The 19,551-nt window shown below is 69.2% G+C and carries 22 protein-coding genes; 14 read left to right on the forward strand and 8 right to left on the reverse strand.

All coding sequences use genetic code 11. The features are described 5' to 3' along the window. Positions 1-87: 87 nt before the first annotated feature. From AAFN86_RS05555 to AAFN86_RS05565, 3 genes are read left to right on the forward strand one after another with little or no spacing between them, the layout of a single operon-like run. Positions 88-999, forward strand: a complete 912-nt coding sequence (locus AAFN86_RS05555; protein WP_347542232.1) for an alpha/beta hydrolase — start codon at positions 88-90, stop codon at positions 997-999. Continuing rightward, positions 999-3,374: a hypothetical protein gene (locus AAFN86_RS05560; protein ID WP_347542233.1), complete on the forward strand. Its 2,376-nt coding sequence runs from the start codon at positions 999-1,001 to the stop codon at positions 3,372-3,374. Before AAFN86_RS05555 ends, AAFN86_RS05560 begins: the two co-directional genes overlap by 1 nt. Continuing rightward, on the forward strand, positions 3,371-4,294 hold the full coding sequence (locus AAFN86_RS05565) for a protein-L-isoaspartate O-methyltransferase (RefSeq protein WP_347542234.1): 924 nt from the start codon (positions 3,371-3,373) through the stop codon (positions 4,292-4,294). Before AAFN86_RS05560 ends, AAFN86_RS05565 begins: the two co-directional genes overlap by 4 nt. Positions 4,295-4,585: 291 nt before the next feature. Here AAFN86_RS05565 and AAFN86_RS05570 read toward each other — a convergent pair whose 3' ends face one another. After that, on the reverse strand, positions 4,586-6,208 hold the full coding sequence (locus AAFN86_RS05570; protein ID WP_347542235.1) for an ABC-F family ATP-binding cassette domain-containing protein: 1,623 nt from the start codon (positions 6,206-6,208) through the stop codon (positions 4,586-4,588). Positions 6,209-6,304: 96 nt separating this feature from the next. Further along, positions 6,305-7,048 carry a metallophosphoesterase family protein gene (locus tag AAFN86_RS05575; RefSeq protein WP_347542236.1) on the reverse strand — a complete coding sequence of 248 codons (744 nt, stop codon included), beginning with the start codon at positions 7,046-7,048 and terminating at the stop codon, positions 6,305-6,307. A gap of 293 nt (positions 7,049-7,341) precedes the next feature. Between AAFN86_RS05575 and hemP the strand changes: the two genes are divergently transcribed. Next, complete coding sequence (hemP, locus tag AAFN86_RS05580; RefSeq protein WP_347542237.1) at positions 7,342-7,503, forward strand: hemin uptake protein HemP; 162 nt, start codon at positions 7,342-7,344, stop codon at positions 7,501-7,503. Positions 7,504-7,703: 200 nt separating this feature from the next. Beyond that, the gene (locus tag AAFN86_RS05585; protein ID WP_347542238.1) at positions 7,704-8,159 is read left to right on the forward strand and encodes a hypothetical protein; all 456 of its coding nucleotides are present in this window, start codon (positions 7,704-7,706) and stop codon (positions 8,157-8,159) included. Positions 8,160-8,168: 9 nt separating this feature from the next. Here AAFN86_RS05585 and AAFN86_RS05590 read toward each other — a convergent pair whose 3' ends face one another. Genes AAFN86_RS05590 through AAFN86_RS05600 form a run of 3 tightly spaced genes read right to left on the reverse strand, consistent with a single transcriptional unit; the run spans position 8,169 to position 10,689 of the window. Next, positions 8,169-8,276: a DUF2474 family protein gene (locus AAFN86_RS05590; RefSeq protein WP_347542239.1), complete on the reverse strand. Its 108-nt coding sequence runs from the start codon at positions 8,274-8,276 to the stop codon at positions 8,169-8,171. After that, positions 8,276-9,280, reverse strand: coding sequence for a cytochrome d ubiquinol oxidase subunit II (gene cydB, locus AAFN86_RS05595; protein ID WP_347542240.1), 1,005 nt, complete (start codon positions 9,278-9,280; stop codon positions 8,276-8,278). The genes AAFN86_RS05590 and cydB overlap by 1 nt, the downstream gene beginning before the upstream one ends. Continuing rightward, positions 9,277-10,689, reverse strand: a complete 1,413-nt coding sequence (locus tag AAFN86_RS05600) for a cytochrome ubiquinol oxidase subunit I (RefSeq protein ID WP_347542241.1) — start codon at positions 10,687-10,689, stop codon at positions 9,277-9,279. The genes cydB and AAFN86_RS05600 overlap by 4 nt, the downstream gene beginning before the upstream one ends. A 66-nt stretch (positions 10,690-10,755) precedes the next feature. Here AAFN86_RS05600 and AAFN86_RS05605 point away from each other — a divergent pair, with 66 nt between their 5' ends. Then, a complete protein-coding gene (locus tag AAFN86_RS05605; RefSeq protein WP_347542243.1) occupies positions 10,756-11,256 on the forward strand; it encodes an Rrf2 family transcriptional regulator in 501 nt (166 codons plus the stop codon). Here AAFN86_RS05605 and AAFN86_RS05610 read toward each other — a convergent pair. Beyond that, the gene (locus AAFN86_RS05610; RefSeq protein ID WP_347542244.1) at positions 11,223-11,492 is read right to left on the reverse strand and encodes a metalloregulator ArsR/SmtB family transcription factor; all 270 of its coding nucleotides are present in this window, start codon (positions 11,490-11,492) and stop codon (positions 11,223-11,225) included. The genes AAFN86_RS05605 and AAFN86_RS05610 overlap by 34 nt on opposite strands. A 123-nt stretch (positions 11,493-11,615) precedes the next feature. Here AAFN86_RS05610 and AAFN86_RS05615 point away from each other — a divergent pair, with 123 nt between their 5' ends. From AAFN86_RS05615 to yghU, 5 genes are all read left to right on the forward strand, one after another. Then, a complete protein-coding gene (locus AAFN86_RS05615; RefSeq protein ID WP_347542245.1) occupies positions 11,616-11,834 on the forward strand; it encodes a DUF2892 domain-containing protein in 219 nt (72 codons plus the stop codon). A gap of 1 nt (position 11,835) precedes the next feature. Continuing rightward, complete coding sequence (locus tag AAFN86_RS05620) at positions 11,836-12,264, forward strand: YeeE/YedE thiosulfate transporter family protein (RefSeq protein WP_347542246.1); 429 nt, start codon at positions 11,836-11,838, stop codon at positions 12,262-12,264. A 29-nt stretch (positions 12,265-12,293) separates the two neighbouring features. Further along, positions 12,294-12,746 (forward strand): DUF6691 family protein, encoded by a 453-nt coding sequence (locus AAFN86_RS05625; protein ID WP_408906580.1) that lies wholly within the window; start codon positions 12,294-12,296, stop codon positions 12,744-12,746. Continuing rightward, the gene (locus tag AAFN86_RS05630) at positions 12,743-13,636 is read left to right on the forward strand and encodes an MBL fold metallo-hydrolase (protein ID WP_347542248.1); all 894 of its coding nucleotides are present in this window, start codon (positions 12,743-12,745) and stop codon (positions 13,634-13,636) included. Before AAFN86_RS05625 ends, AAFN86_RS05630 begins: the two co-directional genes overlap by 4 nt. 164 nt (positions 13,637-13,800) lie before the next feature. Next, a complete protein-coding gene (yghU, locus tag AAFN86_RS05635) occupies positions 13,801-14,676 on the forward strand; it encodes a glutathione-dependent disulfide-bond oxidoreductase (protein ID WP_347542249.1) in 876 nt (291 codons plus the stop codon). Between the two features lie 326 nt (positions 14,677-15,002). Here yghU and AAFN86_RS05640 read toward each other — a convergent pair whose 3' ends face one another. Beyond that, a complete protein-coding gene (locus AAFN86_RS05640; protein WP_347542250.1) occupies positions 15,003-15,662 on the reverse strand; it encodes a YdcF family protein in 660 nt (219 codons plus the stop codon). Further along, positions 15,659-16,546, reverse strand: coding sequence for an alpha/beta fold hydrolase (locus AAFN86_RS05645; protein WP_347542251.1), 888 nt, complete (start codon positions 16,544-16,546; stop codon positions 15,659-15,661). The genes AAFN86_RS05640 and AAFN86_RS05645 overlap by 4 nt, the downstream gene beginning before the upstream one ends. 369 nt (positions 16,547-16,915) lie before the next feature. On the opposite strand from AAFN86_RS05645, the gene AAFN86_RS05650 reads away from it, so the two are divergent. From AAFN86_RS05650 to AAFN86_RS05660, 3 genes are all read left to right on the forward strand, one after another. Next, positions 16,916-17,884, forward strand: a complete 969-nt coding sequence (locus AAFN86_RS05650; protein ID WP_347542252.1) for a tripartite tricarboxylate transporter substrate binding protein — start codon at positions 16,916-16,918, stop codon at positions 17,882-17,884. Positions 17,885-17,888: 4 nt separating this feature from the next. Next, entirely contained in the window at positions 17,889-18,941 is a 1,053-nt protein-coding gene (locus AAFN86_RS05655; protein ID WP_347542253.1) for an NAD/NADP octopine/nopaline dehydrogenase family protein, read from the forward strand. Between the two features lie 341 nt (positions 18,942-19,282). Further along, positions 19,283-19,510, forward strand: coding sequence for a zinc-finger domain-containing protein (locus AAFN86_RS05660; protein WP_347542254.1), 228 nt, complete (start codon positions 19,283-19,285; stop codon positions 19,508-19,510). Positions 19,511-19,551 lie beyond the last annotated feature (41 nt).

Below are 19,551 nucleotides of genomic sequence, written 5' to 3' on the forward strand. Positions count from 1 at the left end.
ACCGATAGACCCCCGGTTTGGGGGGCTGGTGGCCCGCAGTATCGGGGCTCAGTCGCGGGCGCAGGGCATCCGCGATCGGGAAGCCGCATGGGTTCGGGTGGGCAGAGGCATCCCGGCAACCATCCGTCCCCGTTCGCAGCGACGCGCCGTGGCCTGCTCGCCGCTGCCTTCACGGCCCTCGCAGCGCCCGGTCTGTGTGCCGCGACCGGGGCGCAGTGGTTCCGCACGAGTGATGGCGTGCGCCTGCGCTACCTGGAGGCCGGGTCAGGCCGGACGGTCGTGTTCGTGCCGGGCTGGTGCATGCCGGCCAGCATCTTCCAGCCACAGATCGATGCCCTGTCGCGGCGTTGGCGCGTGGTGTCGCTCGACCCGCGTGGGCAGGGCGAAAGCGAGGTGCCGCGCGGCGGCTACGACCCGACGCGGCGCGGCGAGGACATCCGCGACCTGCTCGCCCATATCGGCGGCGGCCGGGTGGTGCTTGCGGGGTGGTCGCTGGGCGTGCTGGATGCGCTGTCCTATGCCGACATGGCCGGGGATGGACGGCTCGCGGGGCTGGTGCTGATCGACAATTCGGTGGGCGAGGGGCAGGCACCGCCCCCCCGCTCCGTGCCATCGCGCTTCTTCATCAATCTGCGGCAGCGGCGCGACGCGACGGTGCGTGGCTTCGTCACCAGCATGTACCGCACGCGGCAGGACGCGGCGTATCTCGACGCGATCGCGCGGCAGGCGCAGCGCATGCCGGTCGAGGCGTCGATCCGGCTGCTGTCCTATCCGCGGCCGCGGGAATTCTGGAAGCAGTCGCTCTATGCCGTGCGGCGGCCGGTATTCTACGCGGTGACGCCGCGGCTGCGCGACCAGGCGGCGGCGGTGGCGCAGAACCATCCGCAGCCGATGGTCGAGATCTATGACGGCGCGGGTCATGCCCTGTTCGTCGATGAACCGGCGCGCTTCAATGCGTCCATGGAAGAATTTCTGACGCGCAAGGCGGCCTGGAGCTGATGCAATCGCTGATACCGCTGTTTCTCATCGCCGGCGCGGCTGTCGGCGTGGAGATCGCGCTCACCCGTTTCTTTGCCGTCGCGAGCTGGTCGGAATATGGCTACTGGGTGATCTCCATCGCCATGACGGGGTTTGCCGTCTCGGGCGTGGTGATGGTGCTGGGCCGGGAGGCCTTTCTGCGCCATGCGCGTTGGCTGCTGCCGCTGCTGCCGATCGCGATGCTGGCGGTGGGTGGGGCCGGGTGGATCGGCGCGACGCTCAACGGGTTCAATCCGCTGGAATTGCAGAACCCGGCGACGGCCGAGGGCCAGTTGGTCAACATCGCGCTGTATTACGCGGCGCTGTTTCCGTTCTTCTTCCTCGCCGGCCTGGCGGTGTCGCTGAACTTCGTCGTGCATGCCGGCGAAGTCGGGCGGGTCTATGGCTATGACCTGCTGGGCGCGGGCACGGGCGCGGTGCTGGCGCTGCTGCTGATGTTCGTCCTGCATCCCTTCGCGTTGGTGCCGGCGCTGCTGCCGTTGCTGGCGGTGGCGGCGATGATCGCGGGCGGGACGCGCTGGCGCATCGCGGCCCTTGTCGTGCTGGCGGGAACCGAGGCCGCAGTGTTCGGCCTGGCCGCGCCAAGGGTGAACGAATTCAAGGCGATCTACGCGCCGCTGAACGTGCCCGACAGCCGCGTGGTCGCGGAAATCATGTCGCCGCGTGGCGTATACCAATTGCTCGACAATTTCACCGAGCGGCTGGACACGGATGTGTCGAACAATGCGGGCGGGCTCGGCGTGCCGGCGCCGCCGCGATCCTTCGGGCTGTATCGCGACGGATCGCGCATCGCGGCGCTGCCGAATGGCCAGCCGGATGCGGCGCATGCACCGGCTGCGCTGGATGGCGCACCCTATGCGCTGCTCGATGCGCCGCGCGTGGTGGTGCTGGGTGGCGCGGGCGGCTTCCGGGCGGCCGAGGCGCTGGCGCTCGGCGCATCGCATGTCACGGTGATCGAACCGGAGCCGGTGCTGCGGGCGGCGCTGCTGCAGGGGCTCGGTCCATCGCCGGCGCCGGCGGCCGATCCGCGCGTGGTGATTTCCGCCGCGCATCCGCTGACGGCGGCGGGGCAGTACGACCTGGTGGATATCGCCGGAGATTTTCTCGGTGCCGATGACCAGAACCGCAATGTCTTCACGGCGGATGCGCTGGCGGGGTTCCTCGCGCGGCTGGCGCCGGATGGGATGATCTCGGTGCCGATCGGCATCCGTGAATTGCCGGTCTATGCCGTGCGCGTGCTGGCGACAGCGCGGGAGGCGCTGCGCATCGCAGGCGTCGCCGACCCGGCACGGCATGTCGCGGTGATCCGGTCGGCGTGGAACCTGCGCGTGCTGATCGCGCGCCGGCCCTTCGACGAGGCGCGGGTGCAGCGCCTGGCCGCCTTCGCGGATGAGCGGTCCTTCGATCTGTCCTACGCGCCGGGTCTGGCCGTCGAGGGCCGGGAGATCTGGAACGACCTGCCGCCGATCTCGCTGGAGAGCACGACGGTCGAGCAGAGCGGCGACGCGCAGGACGCGGTCGCGCGGGAGGCCGAGCAGGTACTCGCCGGCACGCCGCCCGCCGACGCCTTCGATCGATCTCCGGTGACCGCCGACCGGCCCTGGCTCTCGCCGCTGGTGCGGCTGCCATCGCTCGGCGCGGCGCTGGATCGCATCGAGATCCTGCCGCAGCAGGAGATCGGGCTGCTGGTGAATGTCGCCGTGCTGGCGCAGGCGATCATCCTCGCGCTGGTGGTGTCGCTGCTGCCTTTGCTCGCACGCGGCGCGCTGCGCGTGCCGGTCGCGGTGCTGGGCCGCGCGCTGGTGTATTTCCCGGCCCTCGGCCTGGGGTTCCTGCTGATCGAGATCGCCTTCATCGAACACGCCGCGCTGCTGCTGGGCGACCGGACCTCCGGCTTCGCGCTGGTGCTGACGACGATGCTGGTGTTCTCCGGCATCGGTGCGATGTGGGCCGGGCGCGTGACCGCCCCAGTCCGGGCGCTGCGGGTCGCCGTGCTGGTGGCGGTGGGCTGTTCGGCGCTGGCGCTGCTGGGCGTGCGGCCGGCGGTGCTGGCCTCGCTCGACCTGCCCTGGATGCTGCGGGTGGCGTTGCTGGTGGTCGCACTTGCGCCGATCTCGCTCGCCCTCGGCTTTCCCTTCCCGCTCGGGCTCGACCGCTTCCAGCAGGAAGGGCCGTCGCTGCTGCCCTGGGCCTGGGCGCTGAACGGCGCCTTCTCGGTCGTCGCCACGCCGCTCGCCAATCTCCTAGGCCACGGCATGGGACTATCGTGGCTTCTGGCGGCGGGCATGATTTGTTACACAGGGGCCCTGCTGTCCTGGCCAAGGAAACGCCCATGACCATTTCTCGCCGTCCCCTGCTGCTCGGCGCCCTTGGGGTGCTGGCCGCGCCGCCGCTGCTTCGTGCCCAGACCAGCAGCACGGCCTGGACGCGCGAGGCCTATCTGGCGGCGATGCGCGCCTCCGGGCGCGAGACCACCATCAGCGACCAGACCTTCAACGCCATCCAGGCGCGCAAGCCGGCGGCGATGCGGCGCATCGAGAGCTACCTCAAGGCCCGCTTCAACGGCGAGGCCGACCCGGCGGTGATGCGCGCCTTCGAGTCGCTGCCCCGCGAATACTTCCACTGGAACTACGAGGGCCGGTCGAACGGTGCGGTCAATGCCTATGAGTCGGAACCGAAGCCCTGGGGGCTCGGCTATGGCTCGGCGCTGTCGGACTATCTCGGCCAGGCGTACATGACGCAGGTCTGCGCACCGAAGCCTGAGCATGTGGTACTCGAGATCGGCACGGGGTCGGGCTACCAGTCCTCGCTGCTGTCGCGCATCGTCGCGAAGCAGTATTCGATCGAGATCATCAACCCGCTGGGGTCCGCGGTGCGCCACATCTTCGCCCCGCTCGGCTACAGCAATGTGGAATCCCGCGTCGGCGACGGCTTCTTCGGCTGGCCGGAAGTGCAGGGCGGCTTCGACACGATCATTGTGACCTGCGCTGCGCAGTATGTGCCGCCGGCGCTGCTGCAGCAGATCAAGCCGGGCGGGCGGCTGGTGATCCCGATCGGGCAGCCGTTCCGCCGCGGGCAGTTCCTGTACATCTACACGAAGGATGAGGACGGGCGCGTCCGCAGCCGCAAGGATGTCGGCGTCTACTTCATTCCTATGACGGGCGCGATGATGAACCGGCCACGGCCGGCTGGGGCGCCGAACCCGGAACCAGCGGCACCCGCCGCACCGGCGCAGGCGGCTGAGCCGGCCGGCTGAAGGGTGGGGGCGCGCCGGCCCATCGGCGCGGGGGAGGTCTGCGGTAGGATGGAACCGGAGAGGGCTTTGCCCCCTCCGGACCTCCCCCACCAAAGGCTTAAGGCCTTTGGAAACCTCGACTTGGTGTCGGGTTGGCGGGTTGGCCGCGACGACGGGCAGAAGGCCCACTCCGGGCACCGATCCTGACTGTCGTGCCCCGCGCCAGGTGACGGTTTCCAAAGGCCCACCGGCCTTTTGTGGGGTGGCTTGGAGGGGCAAAGCCCCTCCATCCTTCAGCCCGTCCCGCTGCTGTCACCCATGCAACCCCGGCGCCTCATGCCCGGTCCGCGCGACGTATTCCGTGTACCCGCCATCATACTGGTGGATGCCGTCCGCGGTCAGTTCCAGCACCCGGTTGGACAGCGCGGCGAGGAAGTGCCGGTCATGCGAGACGAACAGCATCGTCCCCTCATAGGCCGCGAGTGCGGTGATCAGCATCTCCTTGGTCGCCATGTCCAGGTGGTTGGTCGGTTCGTCGAGCACCAGGAAGTTCGGCGGGTCGTATAGCATGCGCGCCATCACCAGCCGCGCCTTCTCGCCCCCTGACAGCACGCGGCACCGCTTCTCCACATCGTCGCCGGAAAAGCCGAAGCAGCCGGCGAGTGCACGCAGCGAGCCCTGGCCGGCCTGGGGGAAGGCGTCCTCGAGGGACTGGAAGATGGTGCGGTCGCCGTCCAGCAATTCCATCGCGTGCTGCGCGAAATATCCCATCTTCACGCTGCCGCCGACGGCGACGCTGCCTTCATCGGGTTCGGTCGTGCCAGTCACCAGCTTCAGCAGCGTGGACTTGCCCGCGCCGTTGACGCCGAGCACGCAGCAGCGTTCGCGCCGCCGTACCAGCAGGTCGAGCCCGTCATAGATGACCTTGCTGCCATAGCGCTTGTGCACGCCGCGCAGGTTCACCACGTCGTCGCCCGACCGCGGCGCCGGCGGGAAGTCGAAGGTGACGGTCTGCCGACGCTTCGGCGGTTCCACGCGGTCGATCTTGTCGAGCTTCTTGACCCGCGACTGCACCTGTGCGGCGTGGGAGGCACGCGCCTTGAAGCGCTCGATGAACTTGATCTCCTTGGCCAGCATCGCCTGCTGGCGCTCGAACTGTGCGAGCTGCTGCTGTTCGTTCATCGCGCGCTGCTGTTCGTAGAAATCGTAGTTGCCGGAGAAGGAGGTCAGCGTGCCACCGTCGATCTCGATGACCTTGTTGACGATGCGGTTCATGAATTCGCGATCGTGCGAGGTCATCAGCAGCGCGCCGTCGTAGTTCACCAGGAACTGCTCCAGCCAGATCAGGCTTTCGAGGTCGAGGTGGTTGCTCGGTTCGTCCAGCAGCATCACGTCCGGGCGCATCAGCAGGATGCGCGCGAGTGCCACGCGCATCTTCCACCCGCCCGACAGCGCACCGACATCGCCGTCCATCATCTCCTGGCTGAAGCCGAGGCCATCGAGCACCTCGCGCGCCTTGCTCTCCAGCGCATAGCCGCCGAGTTCCTCGAAGCGCGCCTGCACCTCGCCGAAGCGTTCGAGGATCTGCTCCATGTTGTCGGCTTGCTCGGGGTCGGCCAGGGCGGCTTCCAACTCCTGCAGCTCGGCGGCGACGCCGCTCACGTCGCCGGCGCCGTTCATCACCTCGGCGGCGGCGGACCGGCCTGACATTTCGCCGACATCCTGGCTGAAGAATCCGATGGTCACGCCGCGATCGACCAGCACCTGGCCTTCATCCGGCTGGTCCTGGCCGATGATCATGCGGAACAGCGTCGACTTGCCGGCGCCGTTGGGGCCGACCAGGCCGATGCGTTCGCCCTTCTGGAGGGCGGCGGAGGCCTCGACGAAAAGAAGCTGCTGGCCGTTCTGCTTGCTGATGGAGTCGAGGCGGATCATGGAGGTCCCGGGCGCGGCGAAAAAGCGGCGCTGACGCCGCAGGAGCCGCCCGAGACCACGTCCGGGGCCGGCGCGTCAACCGCGCCTGGCGGAAATTCAGGCGTGGCGCGGCATCACGCCCGTGCGCAATGCATGCGCCCAGCCGGGCCGGCCAGCCGCTTCCGCCTGCGTCGCCGCCCCTTCATGGTCGTAGCCGAGGGCGATCATCTCGCACCCCAGCAGTCGGCCGCCTTCGATCTCGGCGATGGCGTAGCGCGCCAGGGGCGACCCTGCCTCGGAGACATGCGGCGATGGCGGCGTGGGGTCCACATAGGCCGGGCAGCCGACGCTGCCGGGGTTCAGCACGACCCGCCCATCCGGCAGCCGCAGCAGCCCAGCGAGGTGGCTGTGGCCGCACAGCAGCAGCGTCGCCGCCGTGGCGCCAAGCCGGGCCGACACGGCCTCCGCGGAGGCAGGCAGCAGGCGGCCGGCCACCACCTCCTCCATCAGATAGGCATTGTCGTCGCCGGGCTGCGCATGGAAGGCAAGCACCCCCGCGGCGGGTTCGAGGGCCGGTGGCAGCGCACCAAGCCAGGCCGCCTGCGCCGGGTCGAGCCGGTCGCGCGCGAAGGCATCCGATCCGCCGGTGCTTCCTTCGGCAACCCAGCGGTCATGGTTGCCCCGGACGGTGGGGATGCCGCGGGCCAGGATCCGTTCAAGGCAATCGCGCGGCCGCAGCGGGCCGGACACCACGTCGCCGAGATTGAGGATGTTCCGTACCCCGCGGCGATCGATATCCGCCAGCACGGCGTCGAGGGCGAGGATGTTGCCGTGGATATCGGCGAGGACCGCGAGATGCATGACGTCAGCATAGGCGTGGCCATGCTGCTGCGGCCAGCCGGGGCGCCGGCGACAGCACGGCCAGGGGTGGGGGCAGGGTGCAATTGTTAATTGCGAATGAGTCGCAATAACATTATGCTCGTGTTGCCATTGCCCGGCGGTATGTCCGTCCGGGCGAACCCATCCGGGCAAGGGATCCGATGCGACATGAACTGGACCGAAGCCGGCATCATGATGATGTCGCTCGCCTATCTCCACCTGGTCTGGCGCGTGTCGCGCCTGGCGGCCCCGGCACCGCGCAGGTCCGCCCGCCGATGAATGCCGGCGAATCCTCCATCCCGCCACCGGACGGCCCGCCGGCCATGCTCGACAGCGCCGCCCTGCTCGGGGACGCGCGGGAGGTTCTCATCCGCCATGGCGCCGAGACCTACTGCCTGAAACTGACGCGCCACGACAAGCTCATCCTCACCAAGTAGGAGCCACAGATCGCATCAACGCGCGCCGCGTCCCGCGTGAGCCCGGCCTCGGATCATCGCCCTGGCGCGTCTTCGCCTGGCGCCCCGCTCGTAGCCCTGGCGTTGCGCAGGGTGACCTGATCGGCCGCCGCACGCCGTTGACCCTTCATCGCAACAGGAGGAGGCTCCGCGCCACGATCTCCATCCAAAGGCATCGTCCCATGCTTCGTCGCGCATTCTGTTCCGCAGCAATCCTCGGCGGCCTGGCGGGGTGTTCCGTGGCGCCGCCCGTCCCGACGGAGCGCAACATCGCCGGCGAAAGGCCGGTCGGCACCGTCACCCTGTCGGAGAACTTCATCGGCGGCGCCGGCGCCGGCAACGGCACGCTGACCTTCCGCGGGCAGTTCTATCCGTTCCGGATGGCCGGCACCGTGGTCGGCCCGGGCGGTGCGTCACGCATCAACGCCAGCGGCAATGTGTATGGCCTCACGCGGGTCGAGGACTTCGCCGGCATCTACACGCAGGGCACCGGGCGGCGCGGCCTCGATACCGCCAGCACGGAAGACCTGTGGCTGCAGAATTCCGCCGGCGTCATCATGCATCTGCGCGGCACGCAGATGGGGGTCACGCTCAGCCTCGGGCGCGACGAACTGCTGATCGAAATGGCGCCACGCTGACCACGCGGATCAGCGCAGCATCATCTTGATGAGGCTGCCGACCACGCCCAGGGCGAACACGCCGCCCGCCCAGATCAGCACGAACCAGCCGATCCGGGCGGCGCGCGACGCCGCCATCAATGATAGCCGCCGGAAGCATTCACCTTCCCCCTGAACACCCAATAGGCATAGGCGGTGTAAGCCAGGATCATCGGCACCAGCACGGCCGCGCCGACCAGCAGGAAGCCAAGGCTGTTATCCGGTGCGGCGGCGTCGCGGATGGTCACCGAATGGGGCACCATATAGGGGAAGAAGCTGATCCCCAGCCCCACGAAGCACAGCACGAACAACCCGAGCGACGCGAAGAAGGGCGAGGCCTCGCGCCGTGCGGCGAGCCCCTTCAGCAGCAGGAAGCCGATGCCAAGGACGGCAAGCGGCACCGGCACCACCAGCAGGACCTGCGGCCAGCCGAACCAGCGCTGCGCGTAGATCGGGCCGAGGAAGGGCGTCCACAGGCTGACGACGCCGATCAGCAGCAGCGTCGCCGGCGCCACCCAGATGGCGATGGCGTGGGCGCGGTGCTGCACCTGGTCCTCCGCCTTCCAGTTCAGCCAGGTGGCGCCGAGCAGCGCATAGCCGATCACCAGCGCCACGCCGGTCAGCAGGGAGAACGGCGTCAGCCAGTCCCACCAGCCGCCGGCATAGGCGCGGTTGGCCACCGGGATCCCCTGCACCAGCGCGCCGAGGGCGATCCCCTGCGCAAAGGCCGCCATGGTCGAGCCGAAAGCGAAGGACCAGTCCCACAGGAACTGTCCGCGCACGGTCTTCCAGCGGAATTCGAAGGCGACGCCGCGGAACACGAGGGCCAGCAGCATGACGATGATCGGCGCGTAGAGCGCCGACATGATGATCGAATAGGCCAGCGGAAACACCGCGAGCAGCCCGCCGCCGCCCAGCACCAGCCAGGTCTCGTTGCCGTCCCAGACGGGGGCGACGGAATTCATCGCCTGGTCGCGCTCCGCCTCCCCGCGCATGAAGGGGAACAGGATGCCGACGCCAAGGTCGAAGCCGTCGAGCACGACATAGGCGAGCACGGCGAAGGCGATCAGCGCGGCCCAGATCATCGGCAGGTCGAGGGTCATGACGCGTCTCCCTGGGCTGGCAGGCTGGGCATGGCCGGTGCGGGCACGATGCCGGCGGCGCGGATCGGCTCGTCATGCGGCAGCCCGGGTTCGTCATGCTCCGGCGGCTTGTTCATCAGGCGCAGGACATAGAAGGTGCCGCTGCCGAACAGCGCGAAATAGACGACGATGAAGGCGATCAGCGAGGCGCCCACGGCGGCGGCATCGATCGGCGAGACGGAATCGGCCGTGCGCAGCAGGCCATAGACGGTCCAGGGCTGGCGCCCGACCTCGGTGGTGATCCAGCCGGCCAGCACGGCGGCGAAGCCGGCGGGGCCCATCAGCACCGCCGCGCGATGCATCCAGGGCGTGTCGTACAGCGCGCCGCGCCAGCGCAGCCACAGGCTCCACATCCCGATGGACAGCATCAGCATCCCGATGCCGACCATCACCCGGAAGCTCCAGAAGATGATGCCGACGGGCGGGCGGTCCTCCGCTGGCCAGGTGTCCAGGCCACGGATCGTGCCATCCAGCGTGTGGGTGAGGATCAGGGAGCCGAGATAGGGGACCTCCACCCGGTAGTCGATGCGCGAATTCGCGGCGTCGGGAATGCCGAACAGGATCAGCGGCGCGGCGGAGACGGTTTCGAAATGGCCCTCGATGGCGGCGATCTTGGCGGGCTGGTGGGTCAGCGTGTTCAGCCCGTGCTGGTCGCCGGCGAGGATCTGCAGCGGCGCGACGATCGCCGCCATCCACATCGCCATCGAGAACATGATGCGCGCCGCCGGGTTCGCCCTGTCGCGCAGCAGGTGCAGCGCGCCGACGCCACCCACCACGAAGGCGGTCGTCAGATAGGCGGCCAGCACCATGTGCACGAGGCGATAGGGGAAGGATGGGTTGAAGATCACCGCCCACCAGTCGAGCACGATGAACTGGCCGACCTCGTTCATCCCATGGCCCGCCGGCGTCTGCATCCAGCTGTTCACCGCCAGGATCCAGAAGGCCGACATGAAGGTGCCCAGCGCGACCATCAGCGTTGCCAGGAAATGCAGCGTCGGCCCCACGCGCGTGCGCCCGAACAGCATGACGCCGAGGAAGCCGGCTTCGAGGAAGAACGCCGACAGCACCTCATAGCCCATCAGCGGGCCGATCACCGGGCCGACCTTGTCCGAGAAGACCGACCAGTTGGTGCCGAACTGGTAGCTCATGACGATGCCGGAGACGACGCCCATGCCGAAGACGACGGCGAAGATCTTCTTCCAGTAGTTGAAGATGTCGAGGAACACCTCTCGCCCGGTCCACAGCCGCAGCCCGTTCAGCACGGCCAGGTAACTGGCCAGCCCGATGGTGAAGGACGGGAAGATGATGTGCGCGCTGACCGTGAAGGCGAATTGCATTCGCGCCAGGGTGAGGGCGTCGAAGCCGTCCATGAGATGTCCTCGCATATGCGTTGCGCGCGACGAACGATATTGCAGCGGGAGCCTTAAATCAATATCATGAATACTGGTTCAGGGATCGGAGCGTCGCTGTTGCGCCTCACCCAATATTCCAATTTCGCCTTGCGCATCCTGCAAATGGTCGCGATCCGGACGCCTGCAATCGTGACGATCGATGACGTCGCGCGGGCGCATCGCATCTCCAAGGCGCATCTGGTCAAGATCGCCGCGGAACTGTCGCGGCGCGGCTATATCGAGGCCACGCGCGGCCGCCGCGGCGGCATGCGCCTCGCACGGCCGGCCGAACAGATCACGGTCGGCGAGATCATCCGCTGGACCGAGGCGCCGCTCGACCTGGTGGAATGCTTCGACGCCGACAGCAATACCTGCCGGCTGATCGGCGCCTGCCATCTGTCGCGCGGGCTGCAGCGCGCGCTCCGCGCCTTCCTGTCGGTGCTGGACGACCTGACCATCGCGGACATCGCGATCAACCGCGATGCGCTGCTCGAAAGGCTCGGCCTTGCTGATCAGCCGCCATCGGAGCCGGCAGGGGCGCAATAGAGCCGGTGCAACGTCTCAAGGACCATGCCGACCTCGGGGCTTGCCAGCCGATAGTGGATGGTCTGGCCGCCGCGCCGTGTCTCGACCAGCCGAAGGGCGCGCAGGCGCGCCAGGTGCTGCGACAGTGCCGACGGCGCCAGGCCGACGAGCTCGGCCAGTTGCCCGACGGATTTCTCGCCGTCGAGCAGATGGCACAACGCCATCAGCCGCTTTGCGTTGGCGAGGGCCGAAAGCATCCTCGCCGCGTCCGCCGCCCTCTCCTCCATCGGTAAAGCGGTATTCAGCTTATCCTTTAGCATCTTGACATATTAGTATATTCGAAGATAAAAACCAACATCGATCCATTGGAGGGCGTCGCCATGGTCAATGTCGGTTCGGTCGATCGAATCCTTCGCTTCGTCCTGGGCGCGGTCCTGCTGGCGGCACCGATCCTGCTGCCGGCCGCCTTCGCGCCGCTCGGCGCCTGGCGCTACGCGGTGATGGGCGCCGGCGTCGTGATGCTGGCCACGGCCGCATTCCGCATCTGCCCGGCCTATCTGCTGTTCGGCATCCGCACCTGCGCACGCGGCCAGGCCTGACGTGGCGGCGACGGCCTTCACGCCGCTCGCCTCCCTGGCAGGCGGGGCGCTGATCGGCGTGGCGGCGGTCCTGCTGATGGCCGCCCAAGGCCGCATCGCGGGCGTCAGCGGCTTCGCGGCGCGGCTGCTGCCGCCCTATGCCGACGATGGATTCTTCGGCCGGTTCGCGTTCATTCTCGGCATCGCGTCGGCGCCTCTTGTCATCCGCCTTGACGGCGGCTGGGTTCCGGTGCCCGACATTGCCGCCGGGCCGATGCTGCTGGCCATCGCCGGGGTGCTGGTCGGCTTCGGCGCCGTCTGGGGCAATGGATGCACATCGGGCCACGGCATTTGCGGGCTGTCGCGGTTGTCGGTGCGGTCGGCGACTGCCACCGCCGCCTTCATGGCCACGGCCTTCGCCACTGTGTTCACGATCCGGCATCTGCTGTGAGGTCGGCCGCTTCCGTCCTCGCACAGTTCGTGATCGGGCTCGTCTTCGGCCTCGGCCTGGTGATCGCCGGCATGTCGAACCCGGCCAAGGTGCTCAACTTCCTCGATATCGCGGGCGGCGTCTGGGACCCCAGCCTCGCCTTCGTCATGGTCGGCGGCATCGCCGTGACCGCCATCGGCTTCCGCCTGGTGCTGCGCCTGCGCAAGCCGATCCTCGACCTTGCCTTTCACCTGCCGACCGCCACCCGGGTCGATGCGCGGGTCGTCGCCGGGCCGGCGATCTTCGGCATCGGCTGGGGGCTGGCGGGTTTCTGCCCGGGTCCCGCCTTCACCGCGCTGTCCAGCGGCAGTATGCAGGGAGTGCTGTTCGTCGCGGCCATGATGGCCGGCATGGGCGTGGCACGCCGGCTCACCACCCGGCCCGCGACGCAACTGCCGGCTGCAGCGCGCCATTCAGCCACGGACAATGGGGGCACCGCATGAACGCCAATCCCGACCGCGTCGCTGATTCGGCCAAGCCGGAGGTGACGGCCTTCTTCGATCCGGCCACGAACACCATCAGCTACATCGTCAAGGATCCGGGCTCCGACGCCTGCGCGGTATTCGATTCCGTGATGGACATCGACTACGCCGCGGGCCGCATCACGCATCAATCCGCCGATGCGGTGATCGCCGACATCCAGGCGCGCGGGCTGCGCCTCGAATGGCTGATCGAGACGCATGTCCATGCCGACCACCTCTCCGCGGCGCCCTATATCCAGGGCCGGCTCGGCGGCCGCATCGGCATCGGCGAGAAGATCACCGTCGTGCAGGACGTCTTCGGCAAGGTGTTCAACGAAGGCACCGAATTCCGTCGTGACGGCAGCCAGTTCGACCGCCTGTTCCATGATGGCGACACCTACGCCATCGGCGGCATGGCGGCCTTGGTGCTGCACACGCCGGGGCATACGCCGGCCTGCATGACGCATGTGATCGGCGACGCCGCCTTTGTCGGCGATACCCTGTTCATGCCCGATGGCGGATCCGCCCGCGCCGACTTCCCCGGTGGCGATGCGCGCACGCTGTACCGTTCCATCCGCCGCGTGCTGGACCTGCCGCTGCAGACGCGGTTGTTCATGTGCCACGACTACGGGCCGAATGGACGCGACATCCGGTGGGAGACCACGGTCGCCGAGGAGCGCGCTCACAACATCCACGTCAAGGACGGCGTGACCGAGGATCAATTCGTCACGCTGCGCGAAGCGCGCGACAAGACGCTTGCCATGCCGCGGCTGATCCTGCCGTCGCTGCAGGTGAACATGCGGGCTGGCGCCCTGCCGCCGGCGGATGCCGATGGGCGGGTCTTCCTCAGGGTGCCCGTCAACGGGCTGTGACTCTGGGCCGTATGGTGCGATCGCGGACTTTCGCGGCGCCGTCCGCCCGCGCCGGATCGTGGCGGCGTGTCGCATGCACGCGCCTGCCCTGGCGCGGCGCCTGAAGCGACCCACTTGATGCGCCGGCACCATTGCCTCTCCGCCACTGCCGAGGATCCGGCCCGATGAACACCTCGTCCGAATACACCCCGCCCAGCGTCTGGACCTGGAACAAGGCCAATGGCGGGCGCTTCGCCAACATCAACCGCCCGATCGCCGGGCCGACCCATGACAAGGACCTGCCGGTCGGCCGTCACCCGCTGCAACTCTATTCGCTGGCCACGCCCAATGGCGTGAAGGTCACGGTGATGCTCGAGGAACTACTCGCGCTTGGCCACTCGGGCGCCGAATACGATGCCTGGCTGATCCGCATCGGGGAGGGCGACCAGTTCGGCAGCGGATTCGTCGCGGTCAATCCGAACTCGAAGATCCCGGCACTGCTGGACCGCAGTGGGCCGAAGCCGGTCCGCGTGTTCGAATCCGGCGCCATCCTCGTCCATCTCGCGGAGAAGTTCGGCGCTTTCCTGCCGACCGAAGCGGCCGCGCGCGCCGAATGCCTGTCCTGGCTGTTCTTGCAGATGGGCAGCGCGCCCTATCTCGGCGGTGGCTTTGGGCACTTCTACGCCTATGCGCCGAGCAAGATGGAATACCCGATCGACCGCTTCACCATGGAGGTGAAGCGCCAGTTGGACGTGCTGGACCGTCGCCTGGCGGAATCCGAGTACATCGCGGGTCCGGACTACACCATCGCCGACATGGCGATCTGGCCCTGGTATGGCGGGCTGGTGAAGGGCTGGCTCTACGGTGCCGCGGAATTCCTCGACGTGCAGTCGTACCGGCATGTGCAGCGCTGGGCCAACCAGGTCGGCGAACGGCCCGCCGTGAAGCGCGGACGCATGGTCAACCGCGTGCAGGGCGAACCGGCGAGCCAACTGCGCGAGCGCCACGATGCAAGCGACTTCGACACCAGGACCGAGGACCGGCTGCAGGCCGCCGATTGATGGCGTGACGATGGAGGGCGCCATGCCGTTGGGCGCCGACCCGGTGAAGGCGGGTGGGGCGACGCTCCGGCGGTGCCTTGCATGGCTCGACGGCTGATGGAACCGGAGGGGGCATTGCCCCCTCCATGCCTCAACCTGTCCCGGTGCCCATGCGGCCGTGCCCCTCCCCCGCTAGGAGGCCATGGCTCGGCTGGCCCATGATCCGTTGATGCCGGGTGCCGTGATCCTGCAGGCGCCGCCGCCCGGCACAGGTGATGGCCTGGCAAGGCCCCTTGGCGCTGGGCGGCGTTGGCCGGAGTGGGACAAGGCCCCGCGCGGTTCCGACTTCAGCTGATCCGCGCCAGCCAGCCGCGATGGTGCAGCAACCGCGCCAGCAGTCGTCCGGTCACATACCAATGCAGGCGGAAGCCCTCGCCCAGCAGGCGCGCCGGCTCGAACCGCAGGCGCTCTTCCGCCGCCACCGGCATGGGGGATAGCCCAAGCCCGTTGGCCATCAGCATGGCGCGATGCAGGTGACAGCGGCTGGTGACCAGCGCCTCGGGGCCGGCGGTGCCGTGCAGGGCGCGGTGATTGTGCAGGTTCTCGAGCGTGTGGCGCGAATCCGTCTCCAGCGTGATCCGCGCGGGATCCAGCCCGCGTGCCGCCAGCCAGTCGCGTCCGGCCTCGGCTTCCGAGGGTTGTTCCGGCGCGCCGCGACCGCCGAGCAGGACCACCTCAGCCCCCGGAAACTGTCGCGCCAGCAGCGCCGCGCGCGCCAGGCGCTGTTCGAACACCACGGAGGGCGCGCCATCCGCCAGCCGGTGTCCGAGCACCAGGATGCGGCGCGGCGCAGCCGAGGGAAAGACCGGGCTGCGCCAGGCGCGACGCAGCACGGCCAGCGTCGCGACGGCCGGCGCCAGGCCCGCCGTCAGCACCACCGCACCCAATGCCGCGACCAGGGTGATGGTGCCGTCGCGGCCGATGAAGGAACCGTCCAGCCGGCTCACGCCGCCAGCCAGTTGCGCGCCGCCGCCTCCGCCCCCGAGGGCAGCAGCGCGCGCTGGTCCTTCACCCAGGCCGTGATGTCATAGGCGACCATCTCGCCCTGGGTGTCGCGCAGCAGCATGTGGTAGCCATTGGGGTAGAAGCCGGCGCGCTGGCGGGCCGGATCGGGCATCGCCGCGAGCAGCGTCCGCGTCGGGCTCGCCGGCACCAGCCGGTCGCGCCCGCCATACAGAAGCAGTGCCGGGGCGTGGAAATGCGGCGCCGCCGCGACCGCGGCATCCATCAGGTCCACCAGCCCCGCCAGGGCATCGACCCGGGTGTGGCGGATCAGCAGCGGGTCGCCCGACCACCGCCGCCAGGCCGCGACATTGTCGGTCGGCTGGAAGCCCGGGGCGCTGTTCTGGAACCCCATCATCGGCACCACGGTCACCATCACGTCCAGCAATCCGCGGGCGAACCAGCCGAGGCTGGCGCGCGTGACCACCGCCGGGGCCAGCAGCACATAGCCGTCGACCGGGGGGCGGTGGGCCGAGGCGCCGGCGACCAGCAGTACCGCGCCGCCCATGCTCTCACCCATCATCACCACCGGCACGCCGGGGTGGCGGGCGCGGATCAGGCGGGCGGCTTCGGCGGCGTCGGCGGCCATGGTGTCGTGCCCGGCCCAGATGCCGCGATTGGGCGACCCGCCGAAGCCGCGCTGGTCATAGGCATAGAGGCCGACGCCTTCCTGCGTGAACCAGGGGGCGGCGTCCTCGGCAAAGGCGCGGCCATGTTCGTTCATGCCGTGCAGGCCGATCACGATGGCGCGCGGGGGGGTAGGCGGCAGCCAGGCATAGACCGGCAGGCGCACGCCATCGGACATGACCAGCGCGTCGGGCGTCAGCATGGGAACCGCGACGGCGGGTCCCATCGGCAGCCGGGCGGGGGCGCAGGCGGATGCGGCCAACGCCGCCAGGACTGCGCGGCGCGGCAAGGCAGGCGCCGTTGCGTCCTTCATCGTCCGGGAACTGCGCCATGCTGCCAGGATCATGGTCTCCATGCCTCGGGCCGGTGCGCCATCGCGCCGGCTCATCGTGCCGCCGCCGCGGCCGCAGGGCCAATGTAGTGCTTCGGCGTCCGCCCCGCGCCATCTTCGGTTAAGCGGCATTGCTGGAACATGCCTTGCTTGTCAGTCCTGCTGGCCGCGTGGCATGGGCGAGCAGTGCGGTGAAGCGTGTCCGTCCGGCACGCCCGACCGCCCCGGAGATTATCCATCATGACTCTTCATCGCCGTGCCCTGCTGCACGCCGCGGCGGCCCTGCCGCTGGCCGCCGTCGCCGCCCATGCCGCGCCTTCCGGCCCGATCCGCATGGTGATCCCCTGGGCGCCTGGCGGGTCGACCGATGTGGTGGGTCGCTTCTTCGCCGAATCCTGGGGCCGGCGGCTCGACCAGACCGTGGTGATCGAGAACCGTTCCGGTGCCTCGGGCACCATCGGGCATGCCTATGTGGCCAATGCACCGGCGGATGGGCGCACAGTGCTGCTGGCGACCAACAGCACCTATGCGATCGCGCCATCCCTGCTGCGCGGCATCCCCTATGTGCATGAGACGGCCTTCGCGCCGGTCACGCTGCTGGCGCGCAGCCCGCTGGTATTGTGCGTGAATGCGCGGGCGCAGGCGACCGACGTCGCCTCCCTGATCGCCATGGCCAAGGCGCGGCCGGGTGGGCTGAACATGGGCATCGGCGGTATCGGCGCGACCAGCCACATGGCGAGCGAGCTGTTCATGGCCCATTCGGGCACGCAGTTCACGCTGGTGAACTACCGCGGCAGCGGCCAGACCGTGCAGGCCATCGCCGCCGGCGAGATCGACGTCGCCTTCCTGTCCGCCACCACGGTGCGAGCGCTGGCCGAGCAGGGGCTGCTGCGCGTGCTCGGCACGACGGGGACGGGACGTTCGGTGACCTTGCCGGCGGTGCCGCCGATCGCCGAGGCCGGGCTGCCGCAGTTCGAGGCAACCACCGCCTATGCCCTGTTCGTGCCTGCCGCCACGCCGCCGGCCGAAATCGCCCGCCTGCACGCCGCCGCGGTCGAGGCGCTGGGTGAACAGGGTCTGCGCGACAAGCTCGCCGTCGAGGATATCGAGGTGGTCGCCGGTGGCCCCGACGTGCTCGCCGCCCATGTGCGGGAGGAGACGGCCAAATGGGCCGAGGTGATCCGCACCCGCAACATCAGCCTGGGCTGAGCATATGCGTATCGCGGTTCTAGGTGCCGGCGCGATCGGCGCGGTGAGTGCGGCCCTCGCGGCATCGCGCGGGCATGAGGTGGCGATCGTCGCCCCGCGCGGTGCGCCGCGGCTGGGCCAGGCGGGCGGCGGGCGGCTGGCCTTTCGCTGCGCCGGCGGCTTCGCCTGGGAAGGCGAAGTCACCCTGCTGGATGGCATCGCCGCGCTGGCGGATTGGCCGGTGATCCTGCTGGCGACACCGGGGGATGCCTATCCCGCCGTCCTGCCGGCGTTGCAGGCGGTGCTGCGGCCGGGCCAGACGGTGATCTGCAGCGGGGCGCTGTCGCTCGCGCCATTGTGGTTGGCCGAACGCACCCCGGCCGAGGTCGTCGCCTGGGGCACCACCCTCGGCACGGCGCGCATCCTGCCGGACCGTTCGGTGCAAGTCGGCACGCTGCGCGGGCGCTTCGAGCAGGCGGCGCTGCCGGCAGCGCGGGCCGAGGCGCTGCTGGCGCTGACCCATGCGCTGTTCGGTGACCACGTCGTTCCAGTGGATTCCCTGCTGGTGCCGTTGCTGTCCAACATCAACCCTATCGCCCATGCCGGGCAGGTGATCCCGAACCTGTCGCGCATCGAACAGGGCGAACCCTGGCAGCTGTTTGCCAATTTCCGCGAGACCGGGGCACGCATCGCCGGCGCGATCGATGCCGAACGCATCGCCGTTGCCGCAGCCTTCGGGGTGGAGGTGCGCAGCCTGGCCCGGCACTACCACCTGTCCTACCACGTGCCGGAGGGCAGCATCGCCGAGATCGCCGCCGCGATCGAAGCCGCCGGGCGCGGCCCGCGTGGGCCGGCCAGCCTGGTGCACCGATATACCGAGGAAGACATCCCCTTCGGCCTGGTGGTGTACGAGACGCTGGGTGCGATGGCCGGCGTGCCGACGCCGAACCTGACGGCGGCGATCACCCTGCTGTGCTGTGCGACGGGGCGCCCGTTCAGGACCCTGAATCCCCTGCTGGGGGAGCTTGAACTGGACGGGTGCAGCCCGGCGGAATTGCTGCGGCGCTGCGCCGGGTAGGGGGTTGTCGGCGCAGCGATGATCGGAGGGGCTTTGTCCCTCCAAACCACCCCACCAGGGGCCAGCGGGCCCCTGGACCGCGGGGATTTGGTGCCCGTTCTGTCCAGCCATCGGAACCTGACCCATGGCTGCGCGGGGCGGGTCCGGATCGTGGCTTTCCTCCCGCCGTGCCCGGCGCCCGGATGAAGGTTTCCAAAGGCCTTAAGCCTTTGGAGGGGAGAGGTTTGGAGAGGGGCAAAGCCCCTCTCCAACGGCGCCCGCCCTGCCCATCCGGCAGCGCCGCCCCGGGCCCAACCCCCCCCGTCCCGACTATGGTGGCGGCAACCAGACTGAGGCCCGTCATGCGCGACCCCCTGATGACCGGATATGCCCCCAAGCTCGTGGAGGGTGTGACGCCCGACCAGCGGATCGAGGTCCATGCCCGCAAGGTGGCCTGCGACGGGGAGGCCGCTTCCGGCTTGGGCCACCCGCGCATCTGGCTGCATATCGAGGACCACGAGATCACCTGCCCCTACTGCTCCATCACCTACGTCCTCGCCGAGGGCGCAGGCGAGGACCATGGACACTGACGGGGACCGCGCCCCGGAGGCCGGTCGGCCGCGGGGCAGCG

Source organism: Roseomonas sp. CAU 1739 (assembly GCF_039839775.1).
In the GTDB taxonomy this organism is placed as follows: Bacteria; Pseudomonadota; Alphaproteobacteria; order Acetobacterales; family Acetobacteraceae; genus Neoroseomonas.

Bases quoted from the DNA above. Each gene is read 5' to 3' on its own strand.
- AAFN86_RS05565 (WP_347542234.1), top strand. From the start codon at position 3,371: ATGACCATTTCTCGCCGTCCCCTGCTGCTCGGCGCCCTTGGGGTGCTG.
- AAFN86_RS05590 (WP_347542239.1), bottom strand. From the start codon at position 8,276: ATGGCGGCGTCGCGCGCCGCCCGGATCGGCTGGTTCGTGCTGATCTGG.
- AAFN86_RS05585 (WP_347542238.1), top strand. From the start codon at position 7,704: ATGCTTCGTCGCGCATTCTGTTCCGCAGCAATCCTCGGCGGCCTGGCG.
- hemP (WP_347542237.1), top strand. From the start codon at position 7,342: ATGAATGCCGGCGAATCCTCCATCCCGCCACCGGACGGCCCGCCGGCC.
- AAFN86_RS05660 (WP_347542254.1), top strand. From the start codon at position 19,283: ATGCGCGACCCCCTGATGACCGGATATGCCCCCAAGCTCGTGGAGGGT.
- AAFN86_RS05615 (WP_347542245.1), top strand. From the start codon at position 11,616: ATGGTCAATGTCGGTTCGGTCGATCGAATCCTTCGCTTCGTCCTGGGC.
- AAFN86_RS05655 (WP_347542253.1), top strand. From the start codon at position 17,889: ATGCGTATCGCGGTTCTAGGTGCCGGCGCGATCGGCGCGGTGAGTGCG.
- yghU (WP_347542249.1), top strand. From the start codon at position 13,801: ATGAACACCTCGTCCGAATACACCCCGCCCAGCGTCTGGACCTGGAAC.
- AAFN86_RS05605 (WP_347542243.1), top strand. From the start codon at position 10,756: ATGAATACTGGTTCAGGGATCGGAGCGTCGCTGTTGCGCCTCACCCAA.
- AAFN86_RS05650 (WP_347542252.1), top strand. From the start codon at position 16,916: ATGACTCTTCATCGCCGTGCCCTGCTGCACGCCGCGGCGGCCCTGCCG.
- AAFN86_RS05645 (WP_347542251.1), bottom strand. From the start codon at position 16,546: ATGCTGACGCCCGACGCGCTGGTCATGTCCGATGGCGTGCGCCTGCCG.
- AAFN86_RS05600 (WP_347542241.1), bottom strand. From the start codon at position 10,689: ATGGACGGCTTCGACGCCCTCACCCTGGCGCGAATGCAATTCGCCTTC.
- AAFN86_RS05630 (WP_347542248.1), top strand. From the start codon at position 12,743: ATGAACGCCAATCCCGACCGCGTCGCTGATTCGGCCAAGCCGGAGGTG.
- AAFN86_RS05560 (WP_347542233.1), top strand. From the start codon at position 999: ATGCAATCGCTGATACCGCTGTTTCTCATCGCCGGCGCGGCTGTCGGC.
- AAFN86_RS05575 (WP_347542236.1), bottom strand. From the start codon at position 7,048: ATGCATCTCGCGGTCCTCGCCGATATCCACGGCAACATCCTCGCCCTC.
- AAFN86_RS05570 (WP_347542235.1), bottom strand. From the start codon at position 6,208: ATGATCCGCCTCGACTCCATCAGCAAGCAGAACGGCCAGCAGCTTCTT.
- cydB (WP_347542240.1), bottom strand. From the start codon at position 9,280: ATGACCCTCGACCTGCCGATGATCTGGGCCGCGCTGATCGCCTTCGCC.
- AAFN86_RS05610 (WP_347542244.1), bottom strand. From the start codon at position 11,492: ATGCTTTCGGCCCTCGCCAACGCAAAGCGGCTGATGGCGTTGTGCCAT.
- AAFN86_RS05555 (WP_347542232.1), top strand. From the start codon at position 88: ATGGGTTCGGGTGGGCAGAGGCATCCCGGCAACCATCCGTCCCCGTTC.